The sequence below is a fragment of the Bacillus sp. BB51/4 genome (assembly GCF_008368845.1).
GTDB lineage: Bacteria > Bacillota > Bacilli > Bacillales > Bacillaceae_G > Bacillus_A > Bacillus_A wiedmannii.
Genome location: NZ_QOSC01000005.1, coordinates 445,028 through 471,524, shown reverse-complemented (window position 1 = coordinate 471,524; position 26,497 = coordinate 445,028). Strand labels below are relative to the sequence as shown.

General features: G+C 35.2%; 32 protein-coding genes, 1 pseudogene and 2 riboswitches. Of the genes and pseudogenes, 11 read left to right on the top strand and 22 right to left on the bottom strand.

The window, feature by feature from the left end; genetic code table 11:
• Positions 1-50: 50 nt before the first annotated feature.
• Positions 51-278 carry a hypothetical protein gene (locus tag DN392_RS04750; RefSeq protein WP_000032704.1) on the bottom strand — a complete coding sequence of 76 codons (228 nt, stop codon included), beginning with the start codon at positions 276-278 and terminating at the stop codon, positions 51-53.
• A gap of 73 nt (positions 279-351) precedes the next feature.
• On the opposite strand from DN392_RS04750, the pseudogene DN392_RS04745 reads away from it, so the two are divergent.
• Both DN392_RS04745 and DN392_RS04740 read left to right on the top strand, forming a co-directional pair.
• A pseudogene (locus tag DN392_RS04745) lies at positions 352-469 on the top strand (GTP pyrophosphokinase).
• Between the two features lie 139 nt (positions 470-608).
• Positions 609-1,241: a VC0807 family protein gene (locus DN392_RS04740; RefSeq protein WP_001073110.1), complete on the top strand. Its 633-nt coding sequence runs from the start codon at positions 609-611 to the stop codon at positions 1,239-1,241.
• A 68-nt stretch (positions 1,242-1,309) separates the two neighbouring features.
• Here DN392_RS04740 and DN392_RS04735 read toward each other — a convergent pair whose 3' ends face one another.
• From DN392_RS04735 to comGA, 10 genes are all read right to left on the bottom strand, one after another.
• On the bottom strand, positions 1,310-1,510 hold the full coding sequence (locus DN392_RS04735; RefSeq protein WP_000106081.1) for a YqzE family protein: 201 nt from the start codon (positions 1,508-1,510) through the stop codon (positions 1,310-1,312).
• 38 nt (positions 1,511-1,548) lie between these two features.
• Positions 1,549-2,046: a shikimate kinase AroK gene (gene aroK / locus DN392_RS04730; RefSeq protein ID WP_000836634.1), complete on the bottom strand. Its 498-nt coding sequence runs from the start codon at positions 2,044-2,046 to the stop codon at positions 1,549-1,551.
• A gap of 118 nt (positions 2,047-2,164) precedes the next feature.
• On the bottom strand, positions 2,165-2,815 hold the full coding sequence (locus tag DN392_RS04725) for a 2OG-Fe(II) oxygenase (protein ID WP_046957539.1): 651 nt from the start codon (positions 2,813-2,815) through the stop codon (positions 2,165-2,167).
• Positions 2,816-2,989: 174 nt separating this feature from the next.
• The gene (gene comGG / locus DN392_RS04720) at positions 2,990-3,361 is read right to left on the bottom strand and encodes a competence type IV pilus minor pilin ComGG (RefSeq protein WP_001245749.1); all 372 of its coding nucleotides are present in this window, start codon (positions 3,359-3,361) and stop codon (positions 2,990-2,992) included.
• Positions 3,358-3,828, bottom strand: coding sequence for a competence type IV pilus minor pilin ComGF (gene comGF, locus DN392_RS04715; RefSeq protein ID WP_048562311.1), 471 nt, complete (start codon positions 3,826-3,828; stop codon positions 3,358-3,360). Before comGF ends, comGG begins: the two co-directional genes overlap by 4 nt.
• Positions 3,798-4,100 carry a hypothetical protein gene (locus DN392_RS04710; RefSeq protein ID WP_000829516.1) on the bottom strand — a complete coding sequence of 101 codons (303 nt, stop codon included), beginning with the start codon at positions 4,098-4,100 and terminating at the stop codon, positions 3,798-3,800. The genes comGF and DN392_RS04710 overlap by 31 nt, the downstream gene beginning before the upstream one ends.
• The gene (gene comGD / locus DN392_RS04705; protein WP_000810391.1) at positions 4,093-4,548 is read right to left on the bottom strand and encodes a comG operon protein ComGD; all 456 of its coding nucleotides are present in this window, start codon (positions 4,546-4,548) and stop codon (positions 4,093-4,095) included. The genes DN392_RS04710 and comGD overlap by 8 nt, the downstream gene beginning before the upstream one ends.
• Positions 4,545-4,844, bottom strand: coding sequence for a competence type IV pilus major pilin ComGC (gene comGC, locus DN392_RS04700; protein ID WP_061672359.1), 300 nt, complete (start codon positions 4,842-4,844; stop codon positions 4,545-4,547). The genes comGD and comGC overlap by 4 nt, the downstream gene beginning before the upstream one ends.
• Before the next feature lie 11 nt (positions 4,845-4,855).
• Entirely contained in the window at positions 4,856-5,887 is a 1,032-nt protein-coding gene (comGB, locus tag DN392_RS04695; protein WP_000473556.1) for a competence type IV pilus assembly protein ComGB, read from the bottom strand.
• A complete protein-coding gene (gene comGA, locus DN392_RS04690; RefSeq protein WP_001013192.1) occupies positions 5,880-6,923 on the bottom strand; it encodes a competence protein ComGA in 1,044 nt (347 codons plus the stop codon). The genes comGB and comGA overlap by 8 nt, the downstream gene beginning before the upstream one ends.
• A gap of 205 nt (positions 6,924-7,128) precedes the next feature.
• Between comGA and DN392_RS04685 the strand changes: the two genes are divergently transcribed.
• The 3 genes from DN392_RS04685 (at position 7,129) to DN392_RS04675 (ending at position 9,693) form a co-directional block, all read left to right on the top strand.
• Positions 7,129-7,824 carry a helix-turn-helix transcriptional regulator gene (locus DN392_RS04685; RefSeq protein ID WP_000434122.1) on the top strand — a complete coding sequence of 232 codons (696 nt, stop codon included), beginning with the start codon at positions 7,129-7,131 and terminating at the stop codon, positions 7,822-7,824.
• Positions 7,825-7,950: 126 nt separating this feature from the next.
• On the top strand, positions 7,951-8,193 hold the full coding sequence (locus DN392_RS04680) for a DUF2626 domain-containing protein (protein ID WP_000440719.1): 243 nt from the start codon (positions 7,951-7,953) through the stop codon (positions 8,191-8,193).
• Between the two features lie 105 nt (positions 8,194-8,298).
• The gene (locus DN392_RS04675) at positions 8,299-9,693 is read left to right on the top strand and encodes an L-cystine transporter (protein WP_001094324.1); all 1,395 of its coding nucleotides are present in this window, start codon (positions 8,299-8,301) and stop codon (positions 9,691-9,693) included.
• 399 nt (positions 9,694-10,092) lie between these two features.
• On the opposite strand, the gene DN392_RS04670 is transcribed toward DN392_RS04675, so the two are convergent.
• Positions 10,093-10,308 (bottom strand): DUF3912 family protein, encoded by a 216-nt coding sequence (locus tag DN392_RS04670; RefSeq protein WP_001008334.1) that lies wholly within the window; start codon positions 10,306-10,308, stop codon positions 10,093-10,095.
• A 253-nt stretch (positions 10,309-10,561) separates the two neighbouring features.
• On the opposite strand from DN392_RS04670, the gene DN392_RS04665 reads away from it, so the two are divergent.
• The gene (locus DN392_RS04665) at positions 10,562-10,873 is read left to right on the top strand and encodes a hypothetical protein (protein WP_001093232.1); all 312 of its coding nucleotides are present in this window, start codon (positions 10,562-10,564) and stop codon (positions 10,871-10,873) included.
• A 38-nt stretch (positions 10,874-10,911) separates the two neighbouring features.
• Here DN392_RS04665 and DN392_RS04660 read toward each other — a convergent pair whose 3' ends face one another.
• From DN392_RS04660 to DN392_RS04635, 6 genes are all read right to left on the bottom strand, one after another.
• Positions 10,912-11,400 (bottom strand): hypothetical protein, encoded by a 489-nt coding sequence (locus DN392_RS04660; RefSeq protein WP_000764276.1) that lies wholly within the window; start codon positions 11,398-11,400, stop codon positions 10,912-10,914.
• A 79-nt stretch (positions 11,401-11,479) separates the two neighbouring features.
• On the bottom strand, positions 11,480-11,854 hold the full coding sequence (locus tag DN392_RS04655; protein WP_001012499.1) for a nucleoside 2-deoxyribosyltransferase: 375 nt from the start codon (positions 11,852-11,854) through the stop codon (positions 11,480-11,482).
• A gap of 103 nt (positions 11,855-11,957) precedes the next feature.
• On the bottom strand, positions 11,958-12,218 hold the full coding sequence (locus DN392_RS04650; protein ID WP_000817963.1) for a DUF3966 domain-containing protein: 261 nt from the start codon (positions 12,216-12,218) through the stop codon (positions 11,958-11,960).
• A gap of 96 nt (positions 12,219-12,314) precedes the next feature.
• Entirely contained in the window at positions 12,315-13,373 is a 1,059-nt protein-coding gene (murG, locus tag DN392_RS04645; RefSeq protein WP_000724756.1) for an undecaprenyldiphospho-muramoylpentapeptide beta-N-acetylglucosaminyltransferase, read from the bottom strand.
• An 18-nt stretch (positions 13,374-13,391) separates the two neighbouring features.
• A complete protein-coding gene (gene metH / locus DN392_RS04640) occupies positions 13,392-16,790 on the bottom strand; it encodes a methionine synthase (protein WP_088321528.1) in 3,399 nt (1,132 codons plus the stop codon).
• A complete protein-coding gene (locus DN392_RS04635) occupies positions 16,790-18,622 on the bottom strand; it encodes a bifunctional homocysteine S-methyltransferase/methylenetetrahydrofolate reductase (protein WP_064056480.1) in 1,833 nt (610 codons plus the stop codon). Before DN392_RS04635 ends, metH begins: the two co-directional genes overlap by 1 nt.
• Before the next feature lie 71 nt (positions 18,623-18,693).
• Positions 18,694-18,803, bottom strand: a riboswitch (SAM riboswitch).
• Between the two features lie 203 nt (positions 18,804-19,006).
• Positions 19,007-19,116, top strand: a riboswitch (SAM riboswitch).
• A 94-nt stretch (positions 19,117-19,210) separates the two neighbouring features.
• Here DN392_RS04635 and metI point away from each other — a divergent pair.
• From metI to DN392_RS04615, 4 genes are all read left to right on the top strand, one after another.
• Entirely contained in the window at positions 19,211-20,323 is a 1,113-nt protein-coding gene (gene metI / locus DN392_RS04630) for a cystathionine gamma-synthase/O-acetylhomoserine thiolyase (protein ID WP_088321529.1), read from the top strand.
• Positions 20,320-21,483: a cystathionine beta-lyase gene (gene metC / locus DN392_RS04625; protein ID WP_000122285.1), complete on the top strand. Its 1,164-nt coding sequence runs from the start codon at positions 20,320-20,322 to the stop codon at positions 21,481-21,483. The genes metI and metC overlap by 4 nt, the downstream gene beginning before the upstream one ends.
• Positions 21,484-21,645: 162 nt before the next feature.
• Positions 21,646-22,158 carry a cysteine hydrolase family protein gene (locus DN392_RS04620; RefSeq protein WP_088321530.1) on the top strand — a complete coding sequence of 171 codons (513 nt, stop codon included), beginning with the start codon at positions 21,646-21,648 and terminating at the stop codon, positions 22,156-22,158.
• A 433-nt stretch (positions 22,159-22,591) separates the two neighbouring features.
• A complete protein-coding gene (locus DN392_RS04615) occupies positions 22,592-22,882 on the top strand; it encodes an ArsR/SmtB family transcription factor (protein WP_000894375.1) in 291 nt (96 codons plus the stop codon).
• Between the two features lie 151 nt (positions 22,883-23,033).
• Here the strand turns inward: DN392_RS04615 and DN392_RS04610 are convergent, their stop codons facing one another.
• Together DN392_RS04610 and DN392_RS04605 are read right to left on the bottom strand one after the other, a co-directional pair.
• Positions 23,034-24,146, bottom strand: a complete 1,113-nt coding sequence (locus tag DN392_RS04610) for a class I SAM-dependent methyltransferase (protein WP_061672364.1) — start codon at positions 24,144-24,146, stop codon at positions 23,034-23,036.
• 9 nt (positions 24,147-24,155) lie between these two features.
• Positions 24,156-24,785: an MBL fold metallo-hydrolase gene (locus tag DN392_RS04605; RefSeq protein ID WP_000871245.1), complete on the bottom strand. Its 630-nt coding sequence runs from the start codon at positions 24,783-24,785 to the stop codon at positions 24,156-24,158.
• A 170-nt stretch (positions 24,786-24,955) separates the two neighbouring features.
• Between DN392_RS04605 and DN392_RS04600 the strand changes: the two genes are divergently transcribed.
• The gene (locus tag DN392_RS04600) at positions 24,956-25,129 is read left to right on the top strand and encodes a DUF2759 domain-containing protein (protein WP_000524847.1); all 174 of its coding nucleotides are present in this window, start codon (positions 24,956-24,958) and stop codon (positions 25,127-25,129) included.
• 80 nt (positions 25,130-25,209) lie between these two features.
• Here DN392_RS04600 and glcK read toward each other — a convergent pair whose 3' ends face one another.
• Positions 25,210-26,193 (bottom strand): glucokinase, encoded by a 984-nt coding sequence (glcK, locus tag DN392_RS04595; protein ID WP_000391711.1) that lies wholly within the window; start codon positions 26,191-26,193, stop codon positions 25,210-25,212.
• A 19-nt stretch (positions 26,194-26,212) separates the two neighbouring features.
• A complete protein-coding gene (locus DN392_RS04590) occupies positions 26,213-26,413 on the bottom strand; it encodes a YqgQ family protein (RefSeq protein WP_000253699.1) in 201 nt (66 codons plus the stop codon).
• Between the last annotated feature and the right edge of the window lie 84 nt (positions 26,414-26,497).

Sequence of the window (26,497 nt, the reverse complement as noted above, 5' to 3'; positions counted from 1 at the left end):
TAGAGGCACCATCCTTATGCAAAAAAAATAAGAGTAGCCATCGGCTACTCTTACTCACTCACATATTTTCGAAACATATCATGGATGCCTTTATTTACGAGGTTCGAGATCTGTTCGTCAGATTTATTCGGATAACGATCACGCAATCTGATAGATGCCTTCACCATTAAATTTTCTAATACAGAACGGCCACCTTCTCCATAAATAATTTCAGCATACTTAACAAGCCTTCCATCCTCTACTGTTGCTGGATTATGATTGAAGAAAAATTTACTCATTGTTTCCACCTCTCTATTTTGATAACGTTTACATTTATATAGATTATTTATGTTATTTATTTCACAATATTGTATGCATGTATATTTAATTAGTTTCATTATAAAGCAACATATCGACAGTAACTATGTGATTTTCCGTCCATTTTGTGAACAAACCAAAAAATGAAAGCGTTTCCTTTATTATATACTAAAAAAACTTACTACGCTAGGGGCAATTTTTCAATCTACCAATACCTCAAATATGAATATACTTTTGCTTTTCCCACTAAACCTTATATAATTTTCAGAAATTATATTATAAAATATATGTATGACTTAAGGAGGCCATGTATGAATCAAAATAAAAAAGCTATATTGGATCTTGTCTTTTATCTCGTAATCCCATTCCTCATTTGGAAATTCGCAAAACCTTATATCGACCCTTATTACGCGATGTTACTTTCCTCTGTTCCGGGGATTATTTATACACTGTATACCTTTAAAAAAGAAAAACAGTTTAACGTAACAGGATTCTTTATTTTAATTACACTCATTTCTAATACAACGGTAGACCTATTATCTGGATCAGCTGAACGAATGTTATGGAACGATGCGTATTATCACATCGTGCTCGGTATTATCGTTATATGTACCATTTTTATAAAAAAACCACTTATGTTATATTTCGCAGCAGATATTGCCGCATTGCAAGGCCATGACCGTGATAAAAGTCGTGAACTGTATCGTGATAGTCGCATCTATCCAGCACTACAATACTTAACGCTATTTTTCGGCCTACAATTCATATTAAAAAGCTTCTTAAAAATTTATTTCATCTCTGTTTTCGGTGTAGATGGCTATGGTGAAATGAGAGCAATTATGACCGCTGTTGGGTGGGGCATTTCCATTTGTATCGGAATTGGATTTGTCTGGGTAAACAATAAAATACATGCCGTTACAGAAGAAAAGGAATCCGTGCAGTAAATAAAAAATCCCCTAGTAGTATGATGCTACTAGGGGATTTTCATTTTGCTATACATATTACGAAATCGTTAACTTGATTTTTTTCTTTTATTTTTTACGTTTCGATAAAACAAAGCAGCACTAAGCGGCATAACACCAAACCACTTATTCATAAATGGCTCTTTTTCAGCACGGCGTTGTTCTTTCTTTTGTTTACGATCTTCTTTTGGAGCATCCATATACGACACAAACTGCTGTGTCACAAAGCGAACATAATCATTAGTAGACATATTATCATCACCTCTACTTGATTAGTATGTCCACTTTTTTATGCATTAATCTTTTCTTTCAATTCATTCATAATTTGCTTTACAGACTTATTCGTCGTATCGATATGAATATGAGCCTCTTCATAATAAGCTCGGCGCGATTCAAATTTCGTCACAAATGCCTCTATATCTTTCTTCTGAAATAGTGGACGTGTCGTATCTTCGCGAAGCCTTTCTGCAATTAGATGTGGATCACAATATAAATACACGACAGTTCCATTCTCCTTCATCCACTTTCGGTTTTCCTCTCGCTCAATGATTCCGCCGCCAGTTGTAATAATGACATTACAACTGGGGAGTGAACGTAACATTTCACTTTCATATTCCCGAAAAGCCATTTCGCCTTCTTCAGCAAAAATATTACGAATCGCCTTCTCCTGCTTCTCTTCAATTTTTTGGTCTGTATCGACAACATCCATATGAAGTTCTTTACTTAACGCTTTTCCAATTGTTGTTTTCCCAGCTCCCATATAACCGGTTATGTATATAGATTTCATGTTCGTTCCTCTCAATCATCCGTTATTATTTGTTATTATAACGAAAGATTACATTATTTAATAAAAAAACGTTTTGTTCTCCTTGTACAATGAAGAACAAAACGTCACATACACGTTTTTACTTATAAGTGCCTCTTCTCACCCACTGCGTTGCAATCCATTTCTCACCTTTCGTTACAGGTGCCCCTCCATGTAACGTAAGCTCATTTAGTGATTGATCTTGATAAAAATACTCAAAGTATACTGCCATTCCCTTTCTAGGGTGCACAGAAAGATTTAATTTCGGGAAGAACGTTTCTCCGCCTTCTTCTACATCATTTAAGTACATGATAAGCGTACTGATCCGATTATTAGCAGCTGATCTACTATGTTCCGCAAAATAATCATAGTGCGCTTTATATTGTTGATCCACTTCATAATTTAAAATGTGCAATCCTTCTCCATGTGCTACAGGAACATTCATGATAGATGAAATTCGTTTTTCAATCTTTACAGTAAGCTCATTGTCTTCCAAAAATGCACCGCTACTCGTTCGAATATCATTTACATCACGTGATGAACCAACTTTAGAACGTTTCATTTTACTTTTAGACAATTCAATCAATTCGTCGCATTCTTCATCACTTAATACATTTCCTAATACGACAATAAGAGGTTCTTCGAATTTTGAAATAATGTGTATTTCCCTATCTTCCGTCATAATTGCATTTCCTTTATGATCAAAAATAGTTTGTTCCTTATTTTCACCTATTTGATTGTTATTTGTCATTTCCCTATTCTCCCTAAAAAAATATGTTTGGATAGCTTGAATATATCATATTCTTTCTACCTTTCTCTTTTTTGAGAAAATTTAAACTTTCAATTGTTTTATTTATCCATTTCCTATAAAAAAATAACCTATTTTAAAATAAGAAATTATGGTTTTATCCATATATTTCACATACTATCCTTCTATCCAATCGAATATTTTCTCATCCTTTTTTCTATACCGGAAACTAACCTTGTAGAAAACTTCTTGTTTTATTTTGCACTGCAACGAAACGAGTATAACATCGTTTTCAAAGACGTAATTCCCACTTGCTTCGCCTTTTTCATATTGAAAGAAAAAAGTATCTTCCTTTTCTTTTTGCTGTAAGTCTTTTTTTATATTTGTAATAGATCGATTTAGTAGTTCTTCCAGTACAAACTTTTGCTCTATTTCAATATAAAATTTTTTATCTATAAGCAACATATTCGTTTCGTATACAAAGAACGAAGTTAATAATACAAGAAAAATGATTGTTCCTGGCATCGTAAATCCAGCTTGGTTTCTCATGTATTTATTTCCATTTCGCTATATCTTACAGCTACACCTTCATATATTTTCCCACTCATATCTTTCACATTTATAAAGAGCAAATGAGGTGTTACTTCATACGAAACCATTTCAACATTTTGTAATATAACTTCTCTTCCGCGCATATTCACTTTTCTTATAAGATGATTATTCAATTTTTCATACGTCACTTCATCTCCAGTGCGAAGACGGAAGCGCAAAAGATTATCTTTATTTTCAGGGACTATTTTTTCTACAAAAGATACTTCACGAAACTCTAACTGTACTTGTCCTATAAACACATCCCATTCCCAATTATTTAATCCTTTTGATTGGTTGTTTTCTATTCCAATAAAATTCAAACGTGGTAAGAGTAAAAAGAACAGTGATAACAGAAAAAAACATACAATCATTTCTATTAATGTAAACCCAACTTCTAATTTATTTTTTCTCCTGCATAAAAGCATTGTTCCATCATTCTTCCTTTCACATCTTTCCACATAGCACAAACTTCATTTCCTCCCCAATATGTGTAATATACATTTCCGTTTACGACTTTTTCTTGCGGTCGTTTCGCCCCATTCTCATACATATATAAAGCTGCTTCCCTTTTTAATAATACAAATGCTTTATAACGAATTTGTATGTTTTTTCGTTCTTGCATAACCAATACTGTTTGCGGAAGTAGTAAAGATACTGCCATCATTACTATACTTAATGCTACAAGCATCTCAGCCATCACTGACCCTTTTTGACATTTCACGATACGTAAATCTCCCTCTCCCAAGCTGAAATACAATCTCATATTTATAACTTCGATACGAAAGTAAAATAGTGCCACCTCTATTAATATTTCCACTCGGATTATATGTCATCGGATTCGGAAAAGTATTCAAATCAATTTGTATATCGCTATCATATTCTCTTTTAATGATAGTAAGATTCTCACTTAGCTCCCCTATATAATACGTATGTCTATCTTTATACCATCGTAATGTATAGTGTTTTTGACGGTTTATCGCTAATTGTTGCATATACAAAATATCGTTTGAAAACTGTCTTAAAAATTGCTCCACTTTTTGTTTTTCATGTAATGAATGTACGTTAAAATACGTGACCATACTTAGTACAGAAATTGCAAATAGAACGAGTAGCATTTCTAAAAGAGTAAAACCTTTTTGTTTCACAGTTTCCCAGTTGTTACTGTGCCATCATTTGAAATATGAATGGATTCACCATTCGGACACTCATCAGCTGTAATATATTTTGCATCCCTTAGCTCTTTTAGCGAGGGAATTTTATTATGTTGTAAATGGTATGCTTGTATTTGAGCTTCTATAGATTTCACATAGGCTTTACATCCTTTTCCATCGACGGATGAACGCTGTGTAACTACATTCGGAATAATTAATAGTAATAATACAGTTATGACGACCATAACTAATAACATTTCTAAAAGGGTAAACCCTTCTTCATTCTGCATGTAAATGCCTCCTAAATAGAATTCATCATTTGAAACATTGGCATAATCATTGCTAAATACATAAGAACGACTATTCCCCCAATACACGTAAATAAAATTGGTTGAATGATCACTAACATACGTTTAACTTTTTGCTCCATTTTTTCCATAATAAGATCGCTATAGTCACCTAATTCAATCGCCAAATTACCGTTTGCTTGTCCATGCGTAATAATATAAGAAAGTTCTTCCTCATAATATCCGCTTTTAGCAATAATAGATTGCAACGGTTCTCCCGCAATTAATTGACGTTCAATTCGGCCCGCTTCATATTGAAAAAACGGATGATAATGTTGCTCCATCATTATTGTTAGAGCCTCAAGTACTGATAGTCCGCCGTGTAATAAACCGCTCAATTGAGTGGCGAAATAATGTGAATGCTTTAAAATAAGAAATTTTTTTACGAGGGGGATACAAAGCTTAATTTTTACCTGCTTCATATGCGGGAGTTTTTGAAAGTACAATATATATAGACTACAGCCAATCATAACGATAAAAATAGTGCTAAAAATAAGATAGGGTAGTAGCTTAATTGTACTTAATATTTGTTCTGTAAATAACGGTGCTGTGGAACCGAATGAACTATATACCATGTCAACCTGTGGTAATAAAATGCGATTAAAAATCAAAATCATGATTAGTAAAAAGAGCGCCAAAAACATAGGATACTGCATTATTTTCATCATATCTTTCCTATACTTATCCTTTTTATAAAGAAGTGCGCTCCCTTGTTGCAATGCAAAAGAAATATCACCATGTTTCTCGGCATAAAATAAATAACTTAACATCTCCTGATGAAACTTTAATTGATGAAAAGAATCGTGTAGACTTTTTCCATTTTTTAATCCATCAATCATGCGCTGCATTTGTACTTTCTTTTCTAAAGGTAATTGAAACCGTAAAAATTCTAATGCCTGCAAAAGGGAGTATCCTTTTTCTAATAGTTCTCCTAGTCGTTTCAGCAATACAACTTGATCACTTAAACTCCATATTTTCTTAAACATACACATCCTCTTCTAAAAATCCTAAAGCGTATCCTTTTCGTATCGAAGATTCTAATGTTTCGTGCTTGTACGTGACACATTCCCCGTTTGCTTCTTTAATCGCTTGTTTTAACTCATATCCATATAACAACTCATAAATACTCGCTTGTCTTACTTGCCTCATTGATTTACATAAAGTTGAGCACTTTCTTTTGCAAAACGGACACTTCAATTCGACAAGTCGCTGTGCAGCTATAGCCAATAAAGATTGTTCAATCTCTTGCCTCGTTATACCGAAATCCATAAATCGGAGTATCGCCCCTTTCGCATCATTAGTATGCAGTGTCGTCATTACTAAATGGCCAGTCAAACTTGCTCTTATAGCGATTTTCGCTGTTTCTTCATCACGAATTTCACCGACTAAAATAATATCTGGATCATGACGTAAAATAGCCTTTAATCCTGCCTCATATGTGATACCTGCTTTTTCATTTATTTGAATTTGTAATACATCGTCATTTCTTTTTTCAACTGGATCTTCCAGTGTAACGATGCGACGTGTTTTCTTTTTTCTAATGACCTCTAATAATGCATACATTGTTGTTGTCTTTCCAGAACCAGTCGGTCCAGTAAATACGAGTAATCCATGGGAATAATGTAAAAAAGAGAGTAGTTTTTTCGCTGTACTTGGAAATAACGAAAGATGAGATAACGGCTGGATAGATGCTTGTAAATGAAGACGAATAACGAGACTTTCTTGGTATACGGTTGGAAGCGTGGAAAGGCGTAAATACACTTCTTGTCCATCCATTTGTAAATACAGTGAACCATTTTGTGGCTTCCGTCTCTCCCCTATATCCATGGATGCTAAAAATTTAAAGTGTGAAACAAGTTTTTCTCCAAATTCCTTCTCGATACAGTGTTTCGTCATTAAATCTTTTCCTATACGCAGTTGAACCACTACATCCTTCTTCCTGGGCACAATATGTAAATCCGAAGCTTGTACCCTACACGCCTCTTTCAAAATCATATTCGCAAAGCTTTCAATTCCATTCATCATTTTTCCCTCCCCACTATGTATATAGCATGAAAAAATCCATCTGAAAAATCGGTATTTTTACATTTTCACTAGAGAGAAAAGGAAAAATATGTTTGTGAAATTATGAACAATTTCCGAATTATTGTCTGAAATTACCTATATGGAAGTTTATCTGTATTATAATGTTATTATCTTGGATAAAGTGATAAAGGTGGAGATCCTCATGGAACAAGCTTTAAAAATTACAGGCGTATTATCTGACCCAACTCGTTATTACATTTATAAATATATTTCTCAAAAACATAGTTACGTAACTGTACAAGAAATTGCAGATGAGTTCGACATTCATCCAAACGTAGCGCGTTTACATTTATCTAAATTAGAAGATGTTCATATGCTGAAATCGGAAACAAAGAAAACTGGAAAAGGCGGAAGACCAAGCAGATTATATGTATTATCTGAAGATGTGATTCAATTACAATTTCCATTCCGCGATTATCAATTGTTAGCAAGAATAGCATTTAATTCTTTACTTAGTCTTGGCGCCGCTGGTGAAAAAGCGCTATACGAAACAGGAAAACAATTCGGGGCCGAGTTAATGCAACAACATATGCAGCGTTTACATGTGAACGAAGATGCTTTAACAGTAGAGCAAAAAGTCCAAATTGCAAAAGAAGCTTTCTCAACAGCTGGTTTATCACCTGCATTTGAATTAAGTGCAGATGGAACGAAAATTTTCTACGATGTACACAATTGTCCATTTAAAGAAGTTGCTGTTCATCACCCAACTGAAATTTGTAATATGCACGGAGATATGATGAAAGGGATTTTTGAAATCCTATTCCCTAACACGGAATTAACACGAAATGATAGTCTACTAGATGGATGTAAATCTTGTAATTACAAACTAACAATTTAATTTTCTCATATAAAAAGAAGCCAATTATAATTGGCTTCTTTTTATATGAACGAATATTTACAATAGTAAGAAAAATGAACTATAATGAGGTGAGGTTTACTTTTTTTAGAAAAGGAGGGAGATGGCATGGAGCGCATGTTTCGCGTTCTCGGCTTTTGGACTGGAATTTTCTCGGTTATGTTTTATGTAGGGGATATGCAACAGGCTGCACTACTATTTTTAGGACAAACGGGTTTCTTCGTACTTTTAAGCTATTTAAATTTAACAGAGCGTATGTATATATACGTATTCGGGGCATATTTAACTGTTTTCTTCATAGGATTTACATACTACACGACGTTTTTACTTGTCCCTGGAGCTGGACATTAAAGATGGCACTTTGCCATCTTTTTTTAATTCCGCAATTTCCTAGTTGACTTATAGGTTTTATTACCTTATATTCTATATAACAGATTGGAATTAGGGGGAATCAACATGAATACACTGCTTGTCGGAATTAACGTTGCAGTCATGATCATCTTAGTTGGCGTATTATATTATATGCAACGTAAGCATGTATCTTTTAATAAACGTGTATTTACTGCTTTAGGAGTCGGAATTATATTCGGTCTTATATTACAATTTATTTATGAGCCAACTTCTAAAGTAATTATTGAATCAAATACTTGGTTTAGCTTGATCGGTAACGGTTATGTGAAATTACTTCAAATGATCGTTATGCCACTTATTTTAGTATCTATTATTTCAGCCTTTACAAAATTACAGTTAACGAAAAACCTTGGTAAAATTAGTGGTCTTATTATCGGAATTTTAATTCTTACTACAGGAATCGCTGCAGCTGTCGGTATCGCCGCAAGTGCAGGATTTGATGTATCTGCAACAGGCCTGCAACAAGGTGATGCAGAATCTGCTCGTCTGAAACTAGTTGAAGAAAGATTTACTTCTATTGAAAAAACAACAATTCCAGATAAATTATTAGAGCTGTTACCTACAAATCCGTTTCTTGATTTAACAGGAGCTCGTCCAACATCAACAATTTCTGTTGTAATATTTGCAGCCTTTATCGGTATCGCCTTTATAGGTGTAAAACGAAAATATCCAGAACAAGCAGAACTATTTAAGAAAATGCTTGATGCTGTATATGCAATCGTAATGCGTATGGTAACATTAATTTTACGTCTTACTCCATACGGCGTATTAGCTCTTATGGCAAAAACAGTTGCTGGTAGCGACATTAATGCTATTTTAAAACTTGGTAACTTCGTGTTAGCGTCTTACGTGGCACTTATCGTAATGTTCGTTATCCACTTATTATTAATTGCTCTATCTGGTTTAAATCCAATTCAATATTTAAAAAAGGTGTTCCCTGTATTAACATTTGCATTCACATCTCGCTCTAGTGCTGGTGCAATGCCATTAAATATTGAAGCGCAAAAAGAAAAGCTTGGTATTTCCGAAGGGATTGCAAACTTCGCAGCATCATTTGGAGTATCTATCGGACAAAACGGTTGCGCAGGTATTTATCCAGCAATGCTTGCAATGATGGTCGCTCCAACTGTAGGAATCGATCCATTACAACCACAATTTATTTTAACTTTAATCGCTGTCGTTGCTATTAGCTCATTCGGTGTTGCCGGTGTTGGTGGTGGTGCAACATTCGCAGCGTTAATCGTACTATCTACAATGAACTTACCAATCGGTATTGTCGCTCTTGTTATCTCAGTTGAACCATTAATCGATATGGGTCGTACAGCTCTTAACGTAAGTGGTTCTATGACAGCAGGTCTTATTTCTAGTAAATGGCTTGGTGAATTAGATCAAGATACGTACAATCAAGATGATACAAAAACTGGTGAAATTGCTTCATAATAAAAAGGACGCTAACAAAAACTGTTAGCGTCCTTTTTTAGTTTTTTTCATCTTCCTCTTTTTCTTTTATACATAAGGTATAACATATTGTCTCAAATACTATAAGTAAAGCTCTACCAATTACTTCAGCCATGGTAAAACACCACCTGTATATTAGAATAGATAATTATAAATGAATTATATATCTTTTCTGATTTTTATAAAAATTACATTTTTGTAAGGTTTTATAAAAACCGCGCTTTATACTTCTACTAAAAACTCTTCTAGTTGCTCTTTTAACTCCAATGTGAAATCTCGTTCTTTATACTTCATTTCTATCTCCTTACACATAGAAAAAGAGAATACAATAACATATTCTCTTTTCTCAAATATACTTCATTATCTCACAGCCCGTCCTTCTCACAAATAACCATTTTGTTCGCACCATTTATGAAATTGTCCTACGTCTACTCCAACTAACACGATATCCTTTAGCTCTACATCAATGATTTGTTCTCCAATTACAATAGCAAACTGCGATTCTAATTTTGTCTCGCTGTTCTTTACAATTCCAATTCGGTTCCGATGCGGTCCATCTTTTATATATGCTTTTTGTCCTACAATATCAAAGTTCAAGTCTCTCACCTCTTTTATTGCGCTTAAATTTGAAATACGAACTCAAATTCGGAAATTTTCCTTTCCTTGCACTATTTCTCTATATATATGACGAAACAATAAAAGAGTCCTCCCTTCTTTACAATTATTTTTTCTTTGTTTCATTTTTGTGATTGAAACGTAAAGTTTATAATAAAATACACTTGGAAGCGCTTTCTATGTAATTTTTTATGTTATAATATATAAGTAGAACTTCGCAAAGAGGGTTAAAAAAATGAATACAAAAATGATTAAAAAAGTAATTGACGCATTAAAAGTATATGGCTTTCAGAATGTATCATTCTGTGACAAAACGAAACAATTTTTATTTCATAACGAAATGGATATTATGAGCGGCTATGCAGAAATAACATATAGTAGTCAATTTGAAAAATTCAACGTACAAATTCATCCGATTGAAACACATCACCAAGCAGAGTTACAAGAGGTTGAAAGACATATACAGGCCTGTATAAGAAAAGTGGAATATTTAAACGCACTTCTTAGCGGACAAACAAAACTAGATGACAAAATTATTATAATGTAAAAAAAAGAACGTGAGAATATCACGTTCTTTTTTTTACATTATACGTTCATCTTTTCCTTCAGTTGTAATCCTGTAATGGATTCTAATACATCCATTGCTTCTCCAAATGTCATATCAAATATCGTCTTATCCTCTATGTATGGAAATTGTCTAAAGCGCTTTTCTAACATTTTCACGGCGTCCGACGTAAAGTGTACACTATCAATGCCAAATTCTGTTTCAAGAAGAACGATCCAATCTAACACATGAAAACCTAATCCATTTACGAATGAAATAAGTTTTTCTTCTGGCTGTGAAGATAAGAATACGTGTCGTTCCATCTCATCGAAAAGTTCTTCACCTAAAACTTCTGCTAATTCATCATCATGTTCGCGTTCAATAATCTCTTCATATCCGTAATCATCCACAAGCTCTTCTACTTCTTCACTGTCCTCACAAAGCAATTGACTAAGAACGGCCCCTTTCTTAAATTCACTATTTTGTACAACTTCTAAAAAGCTCGTTTCCCATCCATTTTCTAATTTCATATTATATACTCCTTTATATACGTTTCTTATCATCACTGTTCCCAAAAGATCACCTTTATAACCTTTTAGGTCGTTATTATTATTTCACATGATTCATAACATAAGATGCAAATTCAGTTGCATCTCCTTCAAAAATATTTATTTCTGGCAAATGATAGAACGTTGTTTGAAGCGGGTTTCTTTCATGATATACATATATCTTTTTCTCTAGCGCAATCGCCATTCCAAACTCTGTATGGCTCCCGTTTCCGCCATCTAATATAAGTAAAAAGACATCCGCTTCTTTAATAGCATTCTTTTCTGCCTGACCAATTTCTCTTAATTGATCTTGATTCACTGCTCTTTCGTTTCTTGTCCAATCATATGTATGGTGCCATCCTGCATGTTTCAGTTCATTTGCTATAGAACGTACAAGATGTTTATTTTGGAATCCTGAGGCGACATAAAAATTCATTTATATACACTCCTTCATTATGTACGGGAAACTCCTTTTAGCGTTACTTGCTATAAACATAATAAAGAACTAAAGAACGACTTCAAAAAAAAAATCCCCATCTTTAAAACTTATTTGCGTTTAAATGATGGGATTCTTCATGCTCTTCTTTTATTTTCTTCTTTTTATAACTTTCATCAGCTAACATTTCTAGTTCAGCTGTTATTTCTGATTTTTCAAGCTCTCTTTCTTGCGAAAATTTCCTTGAAATATAAACAATAACACTACCAACGTACAACACAAAGCATATAATAAGTGCAGTATTTTCATAGAGACTTAGCTCCAACACAGTCACTCCTAATCCATTCGTATTTTCACGCTTCATTAATTGGAATTTCCCTACTAATCCATTTGTTATTGTAACATAAAAATATCAATCCTTGGAATCTTTCATCCTACTAAAAAAGACATGATTGTTTCATCATGCCTCTGAAATATGTTGAACGATTGTTTGAATTGCTTCTTTTCCATTATATTTTTTTAGTGCTGTTTTATACATCTCATTATTTTGATTTAATTCTTCGACATGCTTTATAAGTGATTTCACAGTCACATCTTCTTCATACAATACGGAAGCATATCCTTGTCTTTCAAAAGACTCTGCATTTAGTATTTGATCTCCACGACTTGCAAATTTCGATAGCGGAATTAAAACCATCGGCTTTTGCAATGTTAAAAACTCAAAAATGGCATTAGAGCCCGCACGTGAAATAACAAAATCTGTTATCGCTAATATGTCTGGCAGTTCTCCATGTATATATTCAAATTGTTTATATCCTTCTTTATTTTGTAAGCTTTCATCAAGATTACCTTTTCCGCAAAGATGAACAATTTGATATTTTTTCAAAAGTTCTGGTAACGCTTCTCGAACCGTTTCATTAATTTTCTTTGCGCCCAAACTTCCTCCCATAATTGTAATAACTGGCTTTTTACGTAAAAAACCTAAAAACGCTAAACCTTTTTCACGATTTCCCTTTAGCACTTCTTCACGTACAGGAGATCCTGTATAGATTACTTTTTCTTTCGGTAAATGTTTCGCAGCTTCTTCAAATGTAACAAATATTTTCGAAGCAAAACGGAGCGCAATTTTGTTTGCTAGTCCTGGCGTCATATCAGATTCATGTAATAAAACAGGGACTCTATTTAGCCAGCCTCCAATTACGACTGGTACAGATACGAAACCACCTTTTGAAAAAATCACATCCGGTTTTAGTTTTCGAATCCTTACATACGCATCCATAACACCCTTCATTACAAGAAAAGGATCTTTTATATTTTTTAAATCAAAATAACGACGTAGCTTTCCACTTGCAATACTATAGTACGGAATGCCTTCCTGTTCTATAATCGTTTTCTCAATTCCTTGATGAGAACCAATATAAGAAATATCCCAATTCCGTTCTTGTAAATGTGGAATGATGGCTAAATTAGGTGTTACATGCCCTGCCGAACCACCACCTGTAAAGACTATTTTCTTCATACGTCTCCCCCTTCTACACTATAATACACTAAAATATCTTGCCTCAGGGTGAGAAAATACCATAGCCGTCACAGATGCTTCTGGCTCCATCATAAATCCTTCTGTTAATGAAATACCTATTTCTTCTGGATGAATAAGGCGAAATAACTTTTCTTGATCTGCAAGTTCTGGACATGCTGGATAACCGAAAGATACTCGTATCCCTCTATATTTCGTACGGAAACGTTCTTCCATCGTCAGTTCTGGTGAATCTGGAATACCCCAGCGATCACGAATGAGCATATGTGTTTTTTCAGCAAGACCTTCTGCTAGTTCAAGCGCTAACGATTGAATGGCATGACTGCGTAAATAATCCCCCTTCGCCTTCCACTCTTCAGCAATGTCCCGAACGCCTTCCCCAACCGTAACAGATAGGAAAGCAACATAGTCCATCTCATCTCCAACTGGTCGTAAATAATCACCTAAAGTACGATATGGTGCTTTTCCTTGTCTTGGGAATGTGAAACGCTCTATAACACGCGTATGATCTTCTGGATCATATATTACAATGTTTTGTCCGTCACTTTGCGCTGGGAAAAATTGATACACCGCTTTCGGTTTTAACCAAGATTGTCCTTCCTGCAATAATTCATCTATTAAATCATTTAATTCGTGTGCTCTCTTATCTCCCTCTCGCAAAAGCTTCTTCACATTTCCTTTTAATCCAAGGTGATGTCCAAGTAGCATTTGTCTATTTAAAAATGGAGCGAGATGGAGGGCTGGGATATCACGTAATACAATTCGTTTTGTTGAATCAGGTATCATAACCTCTGCCTTCGCTAATGGCTCAATTACTGCTGGAATTTCTACTTTCTTCTCCTCTTTTTTTACGATATGAAGATGACGCTCTTTTTTATCTTGTTTCATCTTCTCACGCTCTTCTTCTTTTTGAAGCTTATTAATAATATCAAGACCAGTCATCGCATCACTCGCATAACATACGAGCCCTTTATATGATGGTGAAATACGATTTTCTGTAAATTTTCTCGTTAACGCTGCCCCGCCTACAACGATTGGAACATCAATATTTGCAGCTTTTAAATCTTCAGCAGTCGTTACCATTTGTTGCGCTGATTTTACTAATAAACCAGAAAGACCAATAATGTCAGGCTTCTTTTCTTGTACTTCTTGAACAATTCGATCCGAACGAACATTGATTCCTAAATTAATAATCTCATATCCGTTATTCGATAAAATAATTTCAACGAGGTTTTTCCCAATATCATGTACGTCACCTTTAACAGTTGCTAATAATACTTTCCCCTTTTTCGCACTCTCGCTAGATTCCATATGTGGCTCTAAATAGCTTACGGCAGCTTTCATACTTTCAGCACTTTGCAATACTTCGGCAACGATAAGCTCATTATTATTAAATAATCGTCCCACCTCATCCATTCCTGTCATAAGTGGGCCATTAATAATATCCAAAGGTTTTCTCCCTTCTGTAAGTGCGAGACTTAAATCTTCTTGTAGCCCTTGTTTCGTACCTTCTACAATGTAATTTGCCAGCCTTTCATCAAGAGTTAATCTTTCTTGGGTAACGACATCTTTCTTTTTTGCCGCGCGATAAAAATTTGTAAATTCTTCTAACGTCTCTTGCGTCGTTTCAAAAAGTAGTGCATCAGCAAGACGTTTTTCTTCCTCTGGAATTGACGCATACCGTTCTAATTTTTCCGTATTCACAATCGCGTAATCTAATCCTGCTTTCGTTGCGTGATATAAAAAGACGGAATTTAATACTTCTCGGCCAGCTGGTGGTAAACCAAAAGATATGTTACTTACACCTAAAATCGTTAAACACTCTGGTAAGGCTTCTTTAATAAGGCGAATTCCTTCTATCGTCGCTGCCGCTGAACCAATATATTCTTCATCACCTGTACCTACAGGAAATACAAGTGCATCAAAAATAATATCTGACGGGCGTATACCATATTTCGTCGTCAATAACTCATAACTTCTTTTCGCGATTTCGAGTTTTCGTTCTGCACTAACCGCCATACCATCTTCATCAATTGTTCCTACAACAATAGCAGCACCATATTTCTGAAGAAGCGGCGTCACTTTTTTAAATCGTTCTTCTCCATCTTCTAAATTAATTGAGTTAATAACAGCTTTTCCTTGAATATAAGTAAGAGCTCGCTCCATCACATTTTCATCTGTTGAATCAATCATAATCGGTACTTTTAACACTTTCGTAACTTCTGCCAAGAAGTTTTCCATATCTTCTATTTCATCGCGATCAGGATCTGCCATACAAATATCAATAATATGAGCATTTTTCTTCACTTGCGCTCTTGCGACTTCAGCAGCCTCTTCAAATTTCCCTTCTGCTACTAATCGTTTAAATTTACGTGACCCAATAACGTTTGTTCTTTCACCAACAAATAATGGTCTCATAGAGTCATCATATTGAAGTGCCTCTAATCCACTAACCCCGTGTCCAGCTCTTTCGTGGTGTTCACGCGGCTTATGAGAAGCTAACGCGGATTTCATTGCTTTTATATGTTCTGGTGTTGTGCCACAACAACCACCGATAATATTAACCCATCCTTCTTCAGCAAATCGCTTCACTTTTTCAGCGAGAGAAGATGGAGATTCATGATAATGTCCATCTTCATCAGGAAGACCTGCATTTGGATAACAAGAAATGTAACACTCCGACAAATCAGATAGTGAACGAATATGGTCTCTCATAAACTCTGGACCAGTCGCACAGTTTAATCCAACAGATAATGGCTTCATATGTTCTACTGATAAGTAAAAAGCCTCAATTGTTTGCCCAGCCAGAGTCGTTCCCATCGGTTCGATCGTTCCCGAAATCATAATAGGTACAATTTTATTTAGCTCATCAAAAGCTGCTTGAATTCCAATATAAGCAGCCTTCACGTTACGCATATCTTGACTCGTCTCAACGAGTAATACATCTACGTCGCCATTCAATAAGCCTCTAGCCTGCCGTGTATAGGCTTCAATTAATTCTTCAAACGTCACACCACCTGTAACGCTAATCGCTTTCGTTGTTGGTCCCATTGCTCCCGCAACATATACTTCCTTCCCGCTTTCTTTGACCGCTTGCTTCGCTAAACGTGCTGCCTTCTCATTTAATTCCTCATCTAAATGAGACAACTCATAATCACTTAATACAATATTCGTCGCCCCAAATGTATTTGTTTCAATAATATCCGCTCCAGCTTCAATATAAGCTTTATGAATCTTTAAAATGACATCAGGCCTTGTTTCTACTAAATATTCATTACAGCCTTCGTACTCTTCTCCTCCGAAATCTTCCGCAGTTAAGTCCTCTTGCTGGATCATTGTTCCCATTGCACCATCTAATATTAAGATGTTATTTTGTAATTTTTCTTCTATACATTTCATCAGTTAATACCTTCTTTCACTTCTTGCTTTTCTCTCACATATTTAACAAGATGTTCTGTAATTTCATATTTTAGAAATGGTGTAATAAGATAAATGCCGTTAAAATACTTCATCGCCGCATCGATTAATTCTTGTGAAATGAGAATTCCTTCCTCAATTGCTGCCTCTTTCGTTTCATGTCCATCCATTCTCTCCCTTATTTCTTCAGGTAGTGTAATACCCGGTACCTCAAAATGAAGGAAATCTGCATTCCTTTTACTTATTAATGGCATAATCCCAATAAAAATAGGTTGTTCCAAATGCTTTGTCGCTTCATACACTTCTTCAATTAACGCAATATCATAAATTGGCTGAGTTAAGAAATATTCCGCTCCAGCATCTATTTTCCGTTCCATTCGCTTAACCGCTGCTTTTAAATGTCTTACATGCGGATTAAACGCACCTCCCACTGAAAACCTTGTTGCTGGACCAATTGATTTCCCTAAAATCGAGCGCCCGTCGTTCATTTCTTTAATCATTTTAATGAGCTCAATAGAGGACAAATCATATACAGAAGTGGCACCTGGAAAATCACCAACGCGTGCTGGATCCCCAGTTAAAGCTAACACTTCTTCCATACCTAATGCTGATAGGCCTAGTAAATGAGATTGTAGTCCGATGACGTTATGGTCTCTACACGTTAAGTGCGTTAATACCGGAATATCGTGCTTCGTTAATAATGCCCCCATTGCCATATTCGAGATGCGAGGCGATGCTAATGAATTATCTGCTAGAGTAATAGCATCTGCACCAGCTCTTTTCAATGCTCTTGCTCCTTCAAAAAATCGCTGCGTATCTAACGTTTTCGGTGGATCTAATTCCACTACTACTGTCGTTTGTTTTTTTGCTTTCTCTGCTAAAGTGACATGAGCTTTCGAACGTTTTTCATGTGTATGAACTACTTTCGGTCTTTGAATCGTATCCTTTTCTATTACAGGCGTAATATTTAGAGTAGCACGTTTCATACTTTCAATATGTTCTGGAGTAGTGCCACAACAACCACCCAATAACCGGATACCTTGCTCAATAAATTTCGGTGTCATCGCTTCGAAATAAGCCGGACTTCCCTCATATACGTAGCGTCCCTCCACATAATTCGGGAGACCTGCATTTGGATATGCTGACAAGTAGCCATTTTGAGGAATCGATATCATTTTAAAAGCTTCCGTCATATGAAGTGGCCCTAGTTGACAGTTCAATCCAACGACATTTGCACCGTAATCTAAAAGCTGTTTTAATATTTCATTTACATCATTTCCATTTTGAGTCGTACCTGCCTCATGTAACGCTAATTGAGCTACAATTGGAATATTCGTTTGTTTTCGTAACACCTGAACAGCATGAAGTAATTCAAACTCATCATAGAAAGTCTCTAATAGCAGTCCATCAACCTGTTCTTCTAGTAATGCACTTGCCTGTTCCAGTAACATAAATTCTCGCTCCATATCAGTTGTCGTAACAGCTCCGATATGTTTCATACCACCAATTGTCCCTAAAATTGCATTTCTATCTGTAACAGATGCTTTCGCAATCTTCACTGCCGCTTTATTAATTTGAACAACTTGATTCTCTAAGCCATACATACGTAATTTCGCTTCATTTGCTCCGTACGTATTTGTTTGAATCACATCTGCCCCAGCAGCTACATATTGTTTATGAATCGATATAATTAAATCTGGATCAGATATATTCAATTCTTCAAAACTACTTTGCAAACCATGTGAATGTAATAACGTCCCAACCGCACCATCACCTATTACAATTCCTTTTGATAATAAATCTAGTAATTTCACAAATCTCCCTCATTTCTATCAATATAAAAAACCCCCTCTTCACTTTGAAGAGGGGGACATAATTGTTCCTCCTCTTATTATGCAAAACATTCGTTTTGCAGGTATTAGCACCGTTTCAAACATTTCGTTTAAAGGTTGCCGGGTTTCACAGGGCCTTTCCCTCCACCGCTCTCAATAAGAGTTTGTCTTTATTATTTTATTTATGTAGCTAAAAGGAAATACGTTCCCCTTTTAACAATGTTTGTTAATTTTTTAATAAATTTAGCATGCACAAATGCAAAAGTCAATGACACTTGCGGAAAAATAAAAATTATTTAAAATAAAGTTGCAATTCAATTATCTTTTGTTGTAAAGTTAAAAACATAATAAAATTTCATACGAACATTCTTATCTAGAGAGGTAGAGGGACTGGCCCTTTGACGCCTCAGCAACCATTAACATTTGTTAATAAGGTGCTAATTCCAGCAAATTGTGAAAGATTTGACAGATGAGAAGAAGACTCTATTCAAACCGAAAGCCTTCTTCTTTAGAAGGCTTTTTTTATTTTACATTCACTTAATTGTTAATTTAAAAAGGAGGAATTTTCACATGTCAACTATTGAAACAAAACTAGCACAAATCGGAAACCGGAGCGAAACTACAACAGGAACTGTTAACCCACCTGTTTATTTTTCAACTGCTTATCGTCACGAAGGAATTGGTAACTCTACTGGCTTTGACTATTCACGAACTGGCAATCCAACTCGCGGTCTTTTAGAGCAGGCAATCGCAGATTTAGAGTACGGTGAACAAGGTTATGCCTGTAGTTCAGGGATGGCAGCTGTTCTCCTCGTCCTTTCCCTATTCCGTTCCGGAGACGAACTTATTGTATCTGAAGATTTATACGGGGGCACTTATCGATTATTTTCTGAGCACGAAAAAAAGTGGAATGTTCGATGTAGATACGTAAATACACAATCTATTAAACAAATTGAGCAAGCTATCACAACTGAAACGAAAGCTATTTTCATAGAAACTCCAACTAATCCGTTAATGCAAGTTACTGATATTGCCGCTGTCGCAACTGTAGCGAAAAGACACGGACTACTTCTTATTGTAGACAACACATTCTATACGCCTTATATACAGCAGCCATTAACAGAAGGTGCCGACATTGTACTTCATAGCGCAACGAAATATTTAGGGGGACATAACGATGTCCTAAGCGGACTTGTCATTGCAAAAGGAAAGGAACTTTGTGAGGAAATCGCTCATTATCATAATGCCTCTGGTGCGGTCTTAAGTCCATTTGACTCATGGCTATTAATTCGTGGTATGAAAACGTTAGCGCTTCGCATGAGACAACATGAAGAAAATGCAAAAGCAGTTGTTGCTTATTTAAATGATGAAGACGGGGTGACAGATGTATTTTATCCTGGAAGAGGCGGCATGATCTCATTTCGTCTGAAAGATGAAACATGGATTAATCCATTCTTACAATCTTTATCCTTAATTACATTTGCTGAAAGTCTTGGTGGTGTTGAAAGTTTAATGACGTATCCAGCAACGCAAACACACGCTGATATTCCTGAAGAAATCAGAACAGCAAACGGTGTATGTAATCGTCTTCTGCGATTTTCCGTTGGCATTGAAAATAGTAACGATTTAATCCAAGACTTAAAGCAAGCCATTAAACTTGTAAAAGAAGGTGTAAGAATATGAGTTATTCTATAGATACACTCTTACTGCACAACCAATATAAACATGACTCGCAAACAGGAGCTGTTAACGTTCCCATCTATAATACATCAACATTCCACCAGTTTGATGTAGATACGTTCGGAAAATATGACTATAGTCGCTCTGGTAATCCAACTCGTGAAGCTCTTGAAGATATCATTGCTTTATTAGAAGGAGGAACAAAGGGATTTGCCTTCGCATCAGGAATTGCAGCGATTTCTACTGCATTCCTCCTTCTTTCACAAGGCGATCACGTACTCATTTCAGAAGACGTATACGGAGGAACTTACCGAATTATAACTGAAGTGCTCTCCCGTTACGGTGTGTCACATACATTTGTTGATATGACAAATGTAGAAGAAATAAAGCAAAACATTAAGCCAAACACAAAACTCTTTTATGTGGAAACACCCTCTAATCCACTTTTAAAAGTGACAGATATTCGTGCTGTTTCTAAACTTGCAAAATCTATTGACGCCCTTACTTTTGTTGATAATACATTTTTGACACCACTATTCCAGAAACCACTTGATCTTGGCGCCGATGTCGTTCTTCATAGTGCTACAAAATTCATTGCCGGTCATAGTGATGTTACTGCCGGATTAGCGGTTGTAAAAGATGCCGAACTCGCTCAAAAACTTGGATTTTTACAAAATGCATTCGGCGCTATTTTAGGTCCTCAAGATTGTTCTCTCGTACTTCGCGGTCTAAAAACATTGCATGTACGTCTTGAGCATTCAGCTGCAAACGCCAATAAAATTGCACATTATTTACAAGAGCACGCTAAAGTTAAAAATGTCTATTATCCTGGCTTACAAACACATCTTGGATTTGATATTCAACAATCTCAAGCTACATCAGCCGGAGCTGTCCTATCTTTCACTTTACAATCAGAAGACGCACTCCGCCAATTTTTATCAAAAGTAAAATTACCTGTCTTTGCAGTTAGTTTAGGAGCTGTCGAATCGATTCTTTCCTACCCAGCTAAAATGTCACATGCAGCACTGTCGCAAGAAGCTCGTGATGAAAGAGGGATTTCTAATTCATTACTTCGGTTATCCGTCGGCCTTGAAAATGTTGACGATTTAATATCCGATTTTGAAAATGCCCTTTCTTATGTAGAAGAACCTGTAAATGCATAGAACGAACAGAAGATATGAAATTAAGTTTTCATATCTTCTTTTTTATACCGTTAAGTATATTTTTTACTTTTCGTATAGTCCATAAAAAAACAAAAGAGCACCATCTATTTCTAAATAATGAATTAATTGATATATTAAGAAGTAAAAAAGGGGGCAAAAATAATGGATACTTGTGCAGATGTTTTAATCGTTATCGATTTACAAAATGGAGTATGTTATAGCGAAGAGCATTTATTCGATTTACAAAATTTACTTACAAAAGTAAATAAAAGAATTTCTTCATACAGAAAATCAAATAAACCAATCATTTTTATTCAACATTGTGACGATGATTTAGTACCCGAAAAAGAACTTTGGGCTATTCATGCTGATCTAGATGTTCAGGAACAAGATTTTTTTGTAAGAAAAACACATGCCAATTCATTTTATAAAACAAACTTGAAAGAGATTTTAGAACAATTATCTGTACACCGTATTGAATTTTGTGGTGCCAAAACAGAGTACTGTATGGATGCTACGATTAAATTTTCCCATGGACTAGAATACGAAAACTTCATGGTACAGAAAGCAACCTCTACGTTAAATAATCCATTTATGTCCGCAAAAGAGACAATTGATTTTTATGAGAACATATGGAACCGCAGATTTTTAAAGCTGATAAAAGATGAACTCTAGAATATATAACTAATGTCTTGGTAATTCTAAAATTTATCAGCTATACTCAAATATTTTGTTATCACCATAAAGAAGCTGACTATATTCAGCTTCCTTTCTTTTAACCTGTTTTATATTCTATATATAACATTATAATTCCTTTTTCTTATTATTTTAAAAATTTTGTATATTCATTTGAAAGAATAAGAAAATCATGATAAAATTGTGTTACAAATATATCTATATCTTTCAATTTTTAAAACGCATCGAAATTTTCGTCCAAAAATGTCATTTTACAAAACCATGCAAATTTATCTACTTTATTTACATCAGGGTCTCTTTTCTTACAATTTCTTTACTTTAGGACTTTTTTTCTGCAACAACTGTTTCCTTTTCTTTAATTTTTTGGTATGTATAGTATGGTATAACAGCTCACACGGAGGTGGAAAAGAACATGTTAGAAACCTTTCAAAAAGAAATAGAACTATATGAAAGCAATGCAGAATTATTGAAAGTACTTGCTCATCCTGTTCGCTTATGTATTGTAAAAGGATTAATTGAACGTGGTCCAAGCAACGTTTCAACAATGTACACTGGCTTAAACATGCCACAATCTACAATTTCACAGCATTTAGCAAAATTAAAAAGTGCTAAAATCGTTTCAAGTGAAAGAAAAGGATTGGAAATTTATTACAAAGTAGAAAACGAGACAATTATTCAACTCGTTCGCGTATTATTAGGTTAAGAGCTCATAAACAGAGAAAAAGGGCGTATTTTATATTTTTTATCTCATATCTTTAATATAAATATATATCATGAGAGGAAATATATGATGCTACATAATTAAAAAGTCGTATTAAAAAACAAGACACAGAAATATGCTGTGTCTTGTTTTTTTATATTTTCAAATACTGATCCAAGTGTAACTGTTGCATATGTTTCTTATGTATCACAACATCAAATGCACTCCCTAATCCTCCGCTCAAAATCATAGAACGAACTGCACGATTTTGTTTTTGAGTTTCAGAAAAAGGATTTCGATCTTGGTGACCCGTAAGCTGATCTAATATTCCTGCTGCTAACAAAAACTCAGATTGCTTCTTATGCCATACTATATTCATGCCTTGCAGGCTAAACATCTCTTTCAGTTCGTCCCAATGAATATGAGTAGTAAGATCCATTTCACCTGGATGCTCTAAAGGATTACGGATTAACTTATGCTCGTAATATCCTCGTAAACTTCCTTCTTGATGTGCAGGCTGCATCCATTCTTCTTTTGTGTATCCATAATCAACGGTAATACATACACCTCGTTGAAACCATTTCGCAATTTCTACTATATATTCTTCCATCGCAAGTGGCACTTCAAAACGCTGACCTTCAGCAAGATGAATATTATATTTCAATAAGTATCGACCAATATTTTTCTGTAGCGGTCTACATACTTCTGCGAGTTTCCCTTCCTCTGTGTACGTAATGCGTACTTCATACAATATTCCATTTCTCTTCTCAATTACTTCAACAGGAAATGCATCAAATAACTCATTCGAAAAAAGAATCCCTTCGAATGATTCTCCCATTTCACTATGCGACGTATAATACGACACATTAGAAAACGAACAAAGATTTTTCTGCTGTAAGTTTCTATGAAAAGGGCTCATTTCAATCATTGAATAGTTTAAATCAATAAAGGTTTTTGGAGATACTTGCTTCCACTCTTGTAAAACATCATAGGCAAACCTTCCTGTTCCCCCACCAATCTCACAAATATTCGGAGCAACTTCACCATTTTCAACAAGACGAATAAAAAACTTAGCAAATGTTTTTGCAAAAACAGAGGATACGTTGCTACTCGTAAAAAAATCCCCTTGTCTTCCAATTTTTTCACGTTCCTTCATATAATAGCCATGTCCCTCTGTGTACAATACGAGGTTCATATACGTACTATATGAAATTGAATAATCCTTCTCTTTCTCCATCCATTCTTTTAAAATGAGCTCCATCTCCATACTAGCTCCTTACTGTAAAAATGGATTATTTTCTTTTTCAAAACCAATGCTTGTTTCTGGACCATGTCCACATAGCACCGCTGTTTCATCTGGTAATACAAATAATTTTTCTTCAATACTTCCAATCAATTCAGCAAAACTTCCACCGGGTAAATCTGTTCTTCCGATGCTCATTTGGAACAATACATCACCAGAAAATACAGCATTCGCCTCTTTACAATAATAAGAAATACTGCCTGGAGAATGTCCTGGCGTCTCAAAAATCTCAAAATTAAATGAACCAATTGCTAATGCACCTTCTGCATTAATAATATGATCTGCTGGTTTTGCTGTAATACTGCGATTCATCATAAAAATTTGAGAGCCATTTACAGTTGCATCGCCTAACCAATCTGCTTCTTCTTTATGTACGTACACAGGAATATGAAAAGCGTCTCTTACCGCGTCAACAGCACCAATATGATCAAAATGAGCATGTGTTAATAAAACAGCAAGTGGCTTTAATTGTTCTTCTTGTAAATATGTAACGAGCTTCTCTCCTTCGTGACCAGGATCAAAGATAATACACTCATTTTGATCATTCGTTAAAATATAAGCATTCGTTTGTAATGGGCCTAACGGCATTTGTATCCATTTCATATGAAAATCTCCTCCAATTATTAAACTTACTTTCAATGATACAACATTTTTTTCTCTTAGGAAAAGAAAGGATGCTATCTCGACAATCATTTTTAAAACATGTACAATATAAAAGAGTTAATATTCTAAAAACTCATATTGAGGAATGGGTAGACAGAGGAGGATATTGTATGGGCCTTGTTATTATTTTTGCGCTAGTCACTCTGTTAGCTGTATTCGCTACGCTTAGAACTCTTCGCGAAAAAAACTTATTCGCGGGCGGCTTTGCAATTGCAACTGTACTCGTTTTCGGATGGTTTACGATCATGACTGTTCTATATAACGGGTACCCACCAGCAGCTTAATTCATTTACATGTTATTCTTCATCAAGATTTCACACAAAAAGAGGAAGGGTTTCCCCTTCCTCTTTTCATATTTCACAACTTATACCATCTTCGCTTCGTATTTGTGCTTTTTTACAAGCCAAGCTCCTCCGATAACACCTGCATCATTACCAAGTATTGCAATCGCTAACTTTGTGCTCTTTACAGCACGTGAGAAAGCATATTGCTCGAAATAACGTTGAATTGGCTCTAATAGTGCATCTCCAGCTTTAGACACGCCCCCGCCAATAACAATTTTCTCTGGGTTCAACGTACTAGCAAGGTTCGCTACAGCTAACCCTAAATAAGAAGCTACTTTTTCTACTACTTCGCCTGCTAGCTCGTCACCTTGTCCAAGTGCTTCAAACACATCTTTTGATGTAATACGCCCTTCTTCTGCTAACATAGAACGTAGAACACTCTCTTTATTAGTCTCTTGTATTTTTTGCATAGCAACACGCACAATACCCGTTGCAGATGCTACAGTTTCTAAGCAACCAGACTTCCCGCAATTACATGGGAAAGCATTCTCTGTAACTACTGTAATATGTCCAATCTCACCAGCAGCTCCGCTTACGCCGTGTACAATCTCACCATTGGCGATTACACCACCACCAACACCAGTGCCAAGTGTCATACAGATTAAATCTTTTGCTCCTTCACCAGCACCTTTCCACATTTCACCAAGCGCTGCTAAGTTTGCATCATTATCAATAACAACAGGTAATCCTGTTTCTACTTCTAATAAATCTTTTAACGGATAGTTTTTCCATCCTAAATTGACCGCTTCATAAATCATTCCAGACGCCACGTGTACAGGACCAGGAGCTCCCATACCAATACCGATTAACTTGCTTTTCAATTCACCTAACTCTTCTAACTTTTTATCAATAGCTTTCGCTACATCAAGCGTAATATGTTTTCCTTGCTCATTTGTATTCGTAGGGATTTCCCACTTATGTAAAATTTCACCGTACACATTAATAAATGCTAATTTAATTGTTGTACCACCAAGGTCAACCCCAACTAACCATTTCTCTTCCATGTTGCTTACCTACCTTTATCTAATTCTTATTTAGCTCTTTTTGAATTTCTTGCTTCAATAAAAATAAAGCTGTTTGATAGTCTTGTGGATCGATTAACTGTGATTGATTTAATTCACGCAATTCATCTTGCATTAATTGTAAATCTGCAATTCGATCACCCGTATAAATAATCGTACCAAATTTCTTTAGCAATTGCTGAATATCATAAATAGATACCATTTTATCACCCTCTATGCTCACTTACTATAAAAAATTATAATAAGAAAACGTTCACATATTTTATTATAATCAAGAAGAAAAAGT

Coding starts and splice junctions, on each gene's coding strand:
- DN392_RS04685 (WP_000434122.1), top strand. CDS start 7,129: ATGGAACAAGCTTTAAAAATTACAGGCGTATTATCTGACCCAACTCGT.
- DN392_RS04675 (WP_001094324.1), top strand. CDS start 8,299: ATGAATACACTGCTTGTCGGAATTAACGTTGCAGTCATGATCATCTTA.
- DN392_RS04615 (WP_000894375.1), top strand. CDS start 22,592: ATGTTAGAAACCTTTCAAAAAGAAATAGAACTATATGAAAGCAATGCA.
- murG (WP_000724756.1), bottom strand. CDS start 13,373: ATGAAGAAAATAGTCTTTACAGGTGGTGGTTCGGCAGGGCATGTAACA.
- DN392_RS04605 (WP_000871245.1), bottom strand. CDS start 24,785: ATGAAATGGATACAAATGCCGTTAGGCCCATTACAAACGAATGCTTAT.
- DN392_RS04610 (WP_061672364.1), bottom strand. CDS start 24,146: ATGGAGATGGAGCTCATTTTAAAAGAATGGATGGAGAAAGAGAAGGAT.
- DN392_RS04680 (WP_000440719.1), top strand. CDS start 7,951: ATGGAGCGCATGTTTCGCGTTCTCGGCTTTTGGACTGGAATTTTCTCG.
- comGA (WP_001013192.1), bottom strand. CDS start 6,923: ATGAATGGAATTGAAAGCTTTGCGAATATGATTTTGAAAGAGGCGTGT.
- comGB (WP_000473556.1), bottom strand. CDS start 5,887: ATGTTTAAGAAAATATGGAGTTTAAGTGATCAAGTTGTATTGCTGAAA.
- comGC (WP_061672359.1), bottom strand. CDS start 4,844: ATGCAGAATGAAGAAGGGTTTACCCTTTTAGAAATGTTATTAGTTATG.
- DN392_RS04725 (WP_046957539.1), bottom strand. CDS start 2,815: ATGACAAATAACAATCAAATAGGTGAAAATAAGGAACAAACTATTTTT.
- glcK (WP_000391711.1), bottom strand. CDS start 26,193: ATGGAAGAGAAATGGTTAGTTGGGGTTGACCTTGGTGGTACAACAATT.
- aroK (WP_000836634.1), bottom strand. CDS start 2,046: ATGAAATCTATATACATAACCGGTTATATGGGAGCTGGGAAAACAACA.
- DN392_RS04750 (WP_000032704.1), bottom strand. CDS start 278: ATGAGTAAATTTTTCTTCAATCATAATCCAGCAACAGTAGAGGATGGA.
- metI (WP_088321529.1), top strand. CDS start 19,211: ATGTCAACTATTGAAACAAAACTAGCACAAATCGGAAACCGGAGCGAA.
- comGF (WP_048562311.1), bottom strand. CDS start 3,828: ATGCTTTTATGCAGGAGAAAAAATAAATTAGAAGTTGGGTTTACATTA.
- DN392_RS04600 (WP_000524847.1), top strand. CDS start 24,956: ATGGGCCTTGTTATTATTTTTGCGCTAGTCACTCTGTTAGCTGTATTC.
- metC (WP_000122285.1), top strand. CDS start 20,320: ATGAGTTATTCTATAGATACACTCTTACTGCACAACCAATATAAACAT.
- DN392_RS04650 (WP_000817963.1), bottom strand. CDS start 12,218: ATGAAGCGTGAAAATACGAATGGATTAGGAGTGACTGTGTTGGAGCTA.
- DN392_RS04660 (WP_000764276.1), bottom strand. CDS start 11,400: ATGAAATTAGAAAATGGATGGGAAACGAGCTTTTTAGAAGTTGTACAA.
- comGG (WP_001245749.1), bottom strand. CDS start 3,361: ATGAGAAACCAAGCTGGATTTACGATGCCAGGAACAATCATTTTTCTT.
- DN392_RS04665 (WP_001093232.1), top strand. CDS start 10,562: ATGAATACAAAAATGATTAAAAAAGTAATTGACGCATTAAAAGTATAT.
- DN392_RS04740 (WP_001073110.1), top strand. CDS start 609: ATGAATCAAAATAAAAAAGCTATATTGGATCTTGTCTTTTATCTCGTA.
- metH (WP_088321528.1), bottom strand. CDS start 16,790: ATGAAATGTATAGAAGAAAAATTACAAAATAACATCTTAATATTAGAT.
- DN392_RS04735 (WP_000106081.1), bottom strand. CDS start 1,510: ATGTCTACTAATGATTATGTTCGCTTTGTGACACAGCAGTTTGTGTCG.
- DN392_RS04590 (WP_000253699.1), bottom strand. CDS start 26,413: ATGGTATCTATTTATGATATTCAGCAATTGCTAAAGAAATTTGGTACG.
- DN392_RS04620 (WP_088321530.1), top strand. CDS start 21,646: ATGGATACTTGTGCAGATGTTTTAATCGTTATCGATTTACAAAATGGA.
- DN392_RS04710 (WP_000829516.1), bottom strand. CDS start 4,100: ATGGCTGAGATGCTTGTAGCATTAAGTATAGTAATGATGGCAGTATCT.
- DN392_RS04655 (WP_001012499.1), bottom strand. CDS start 11,854: ATGAATTTTTATGTCGCCTCAGGATTCCAAAATAAACATCTTGTACGT.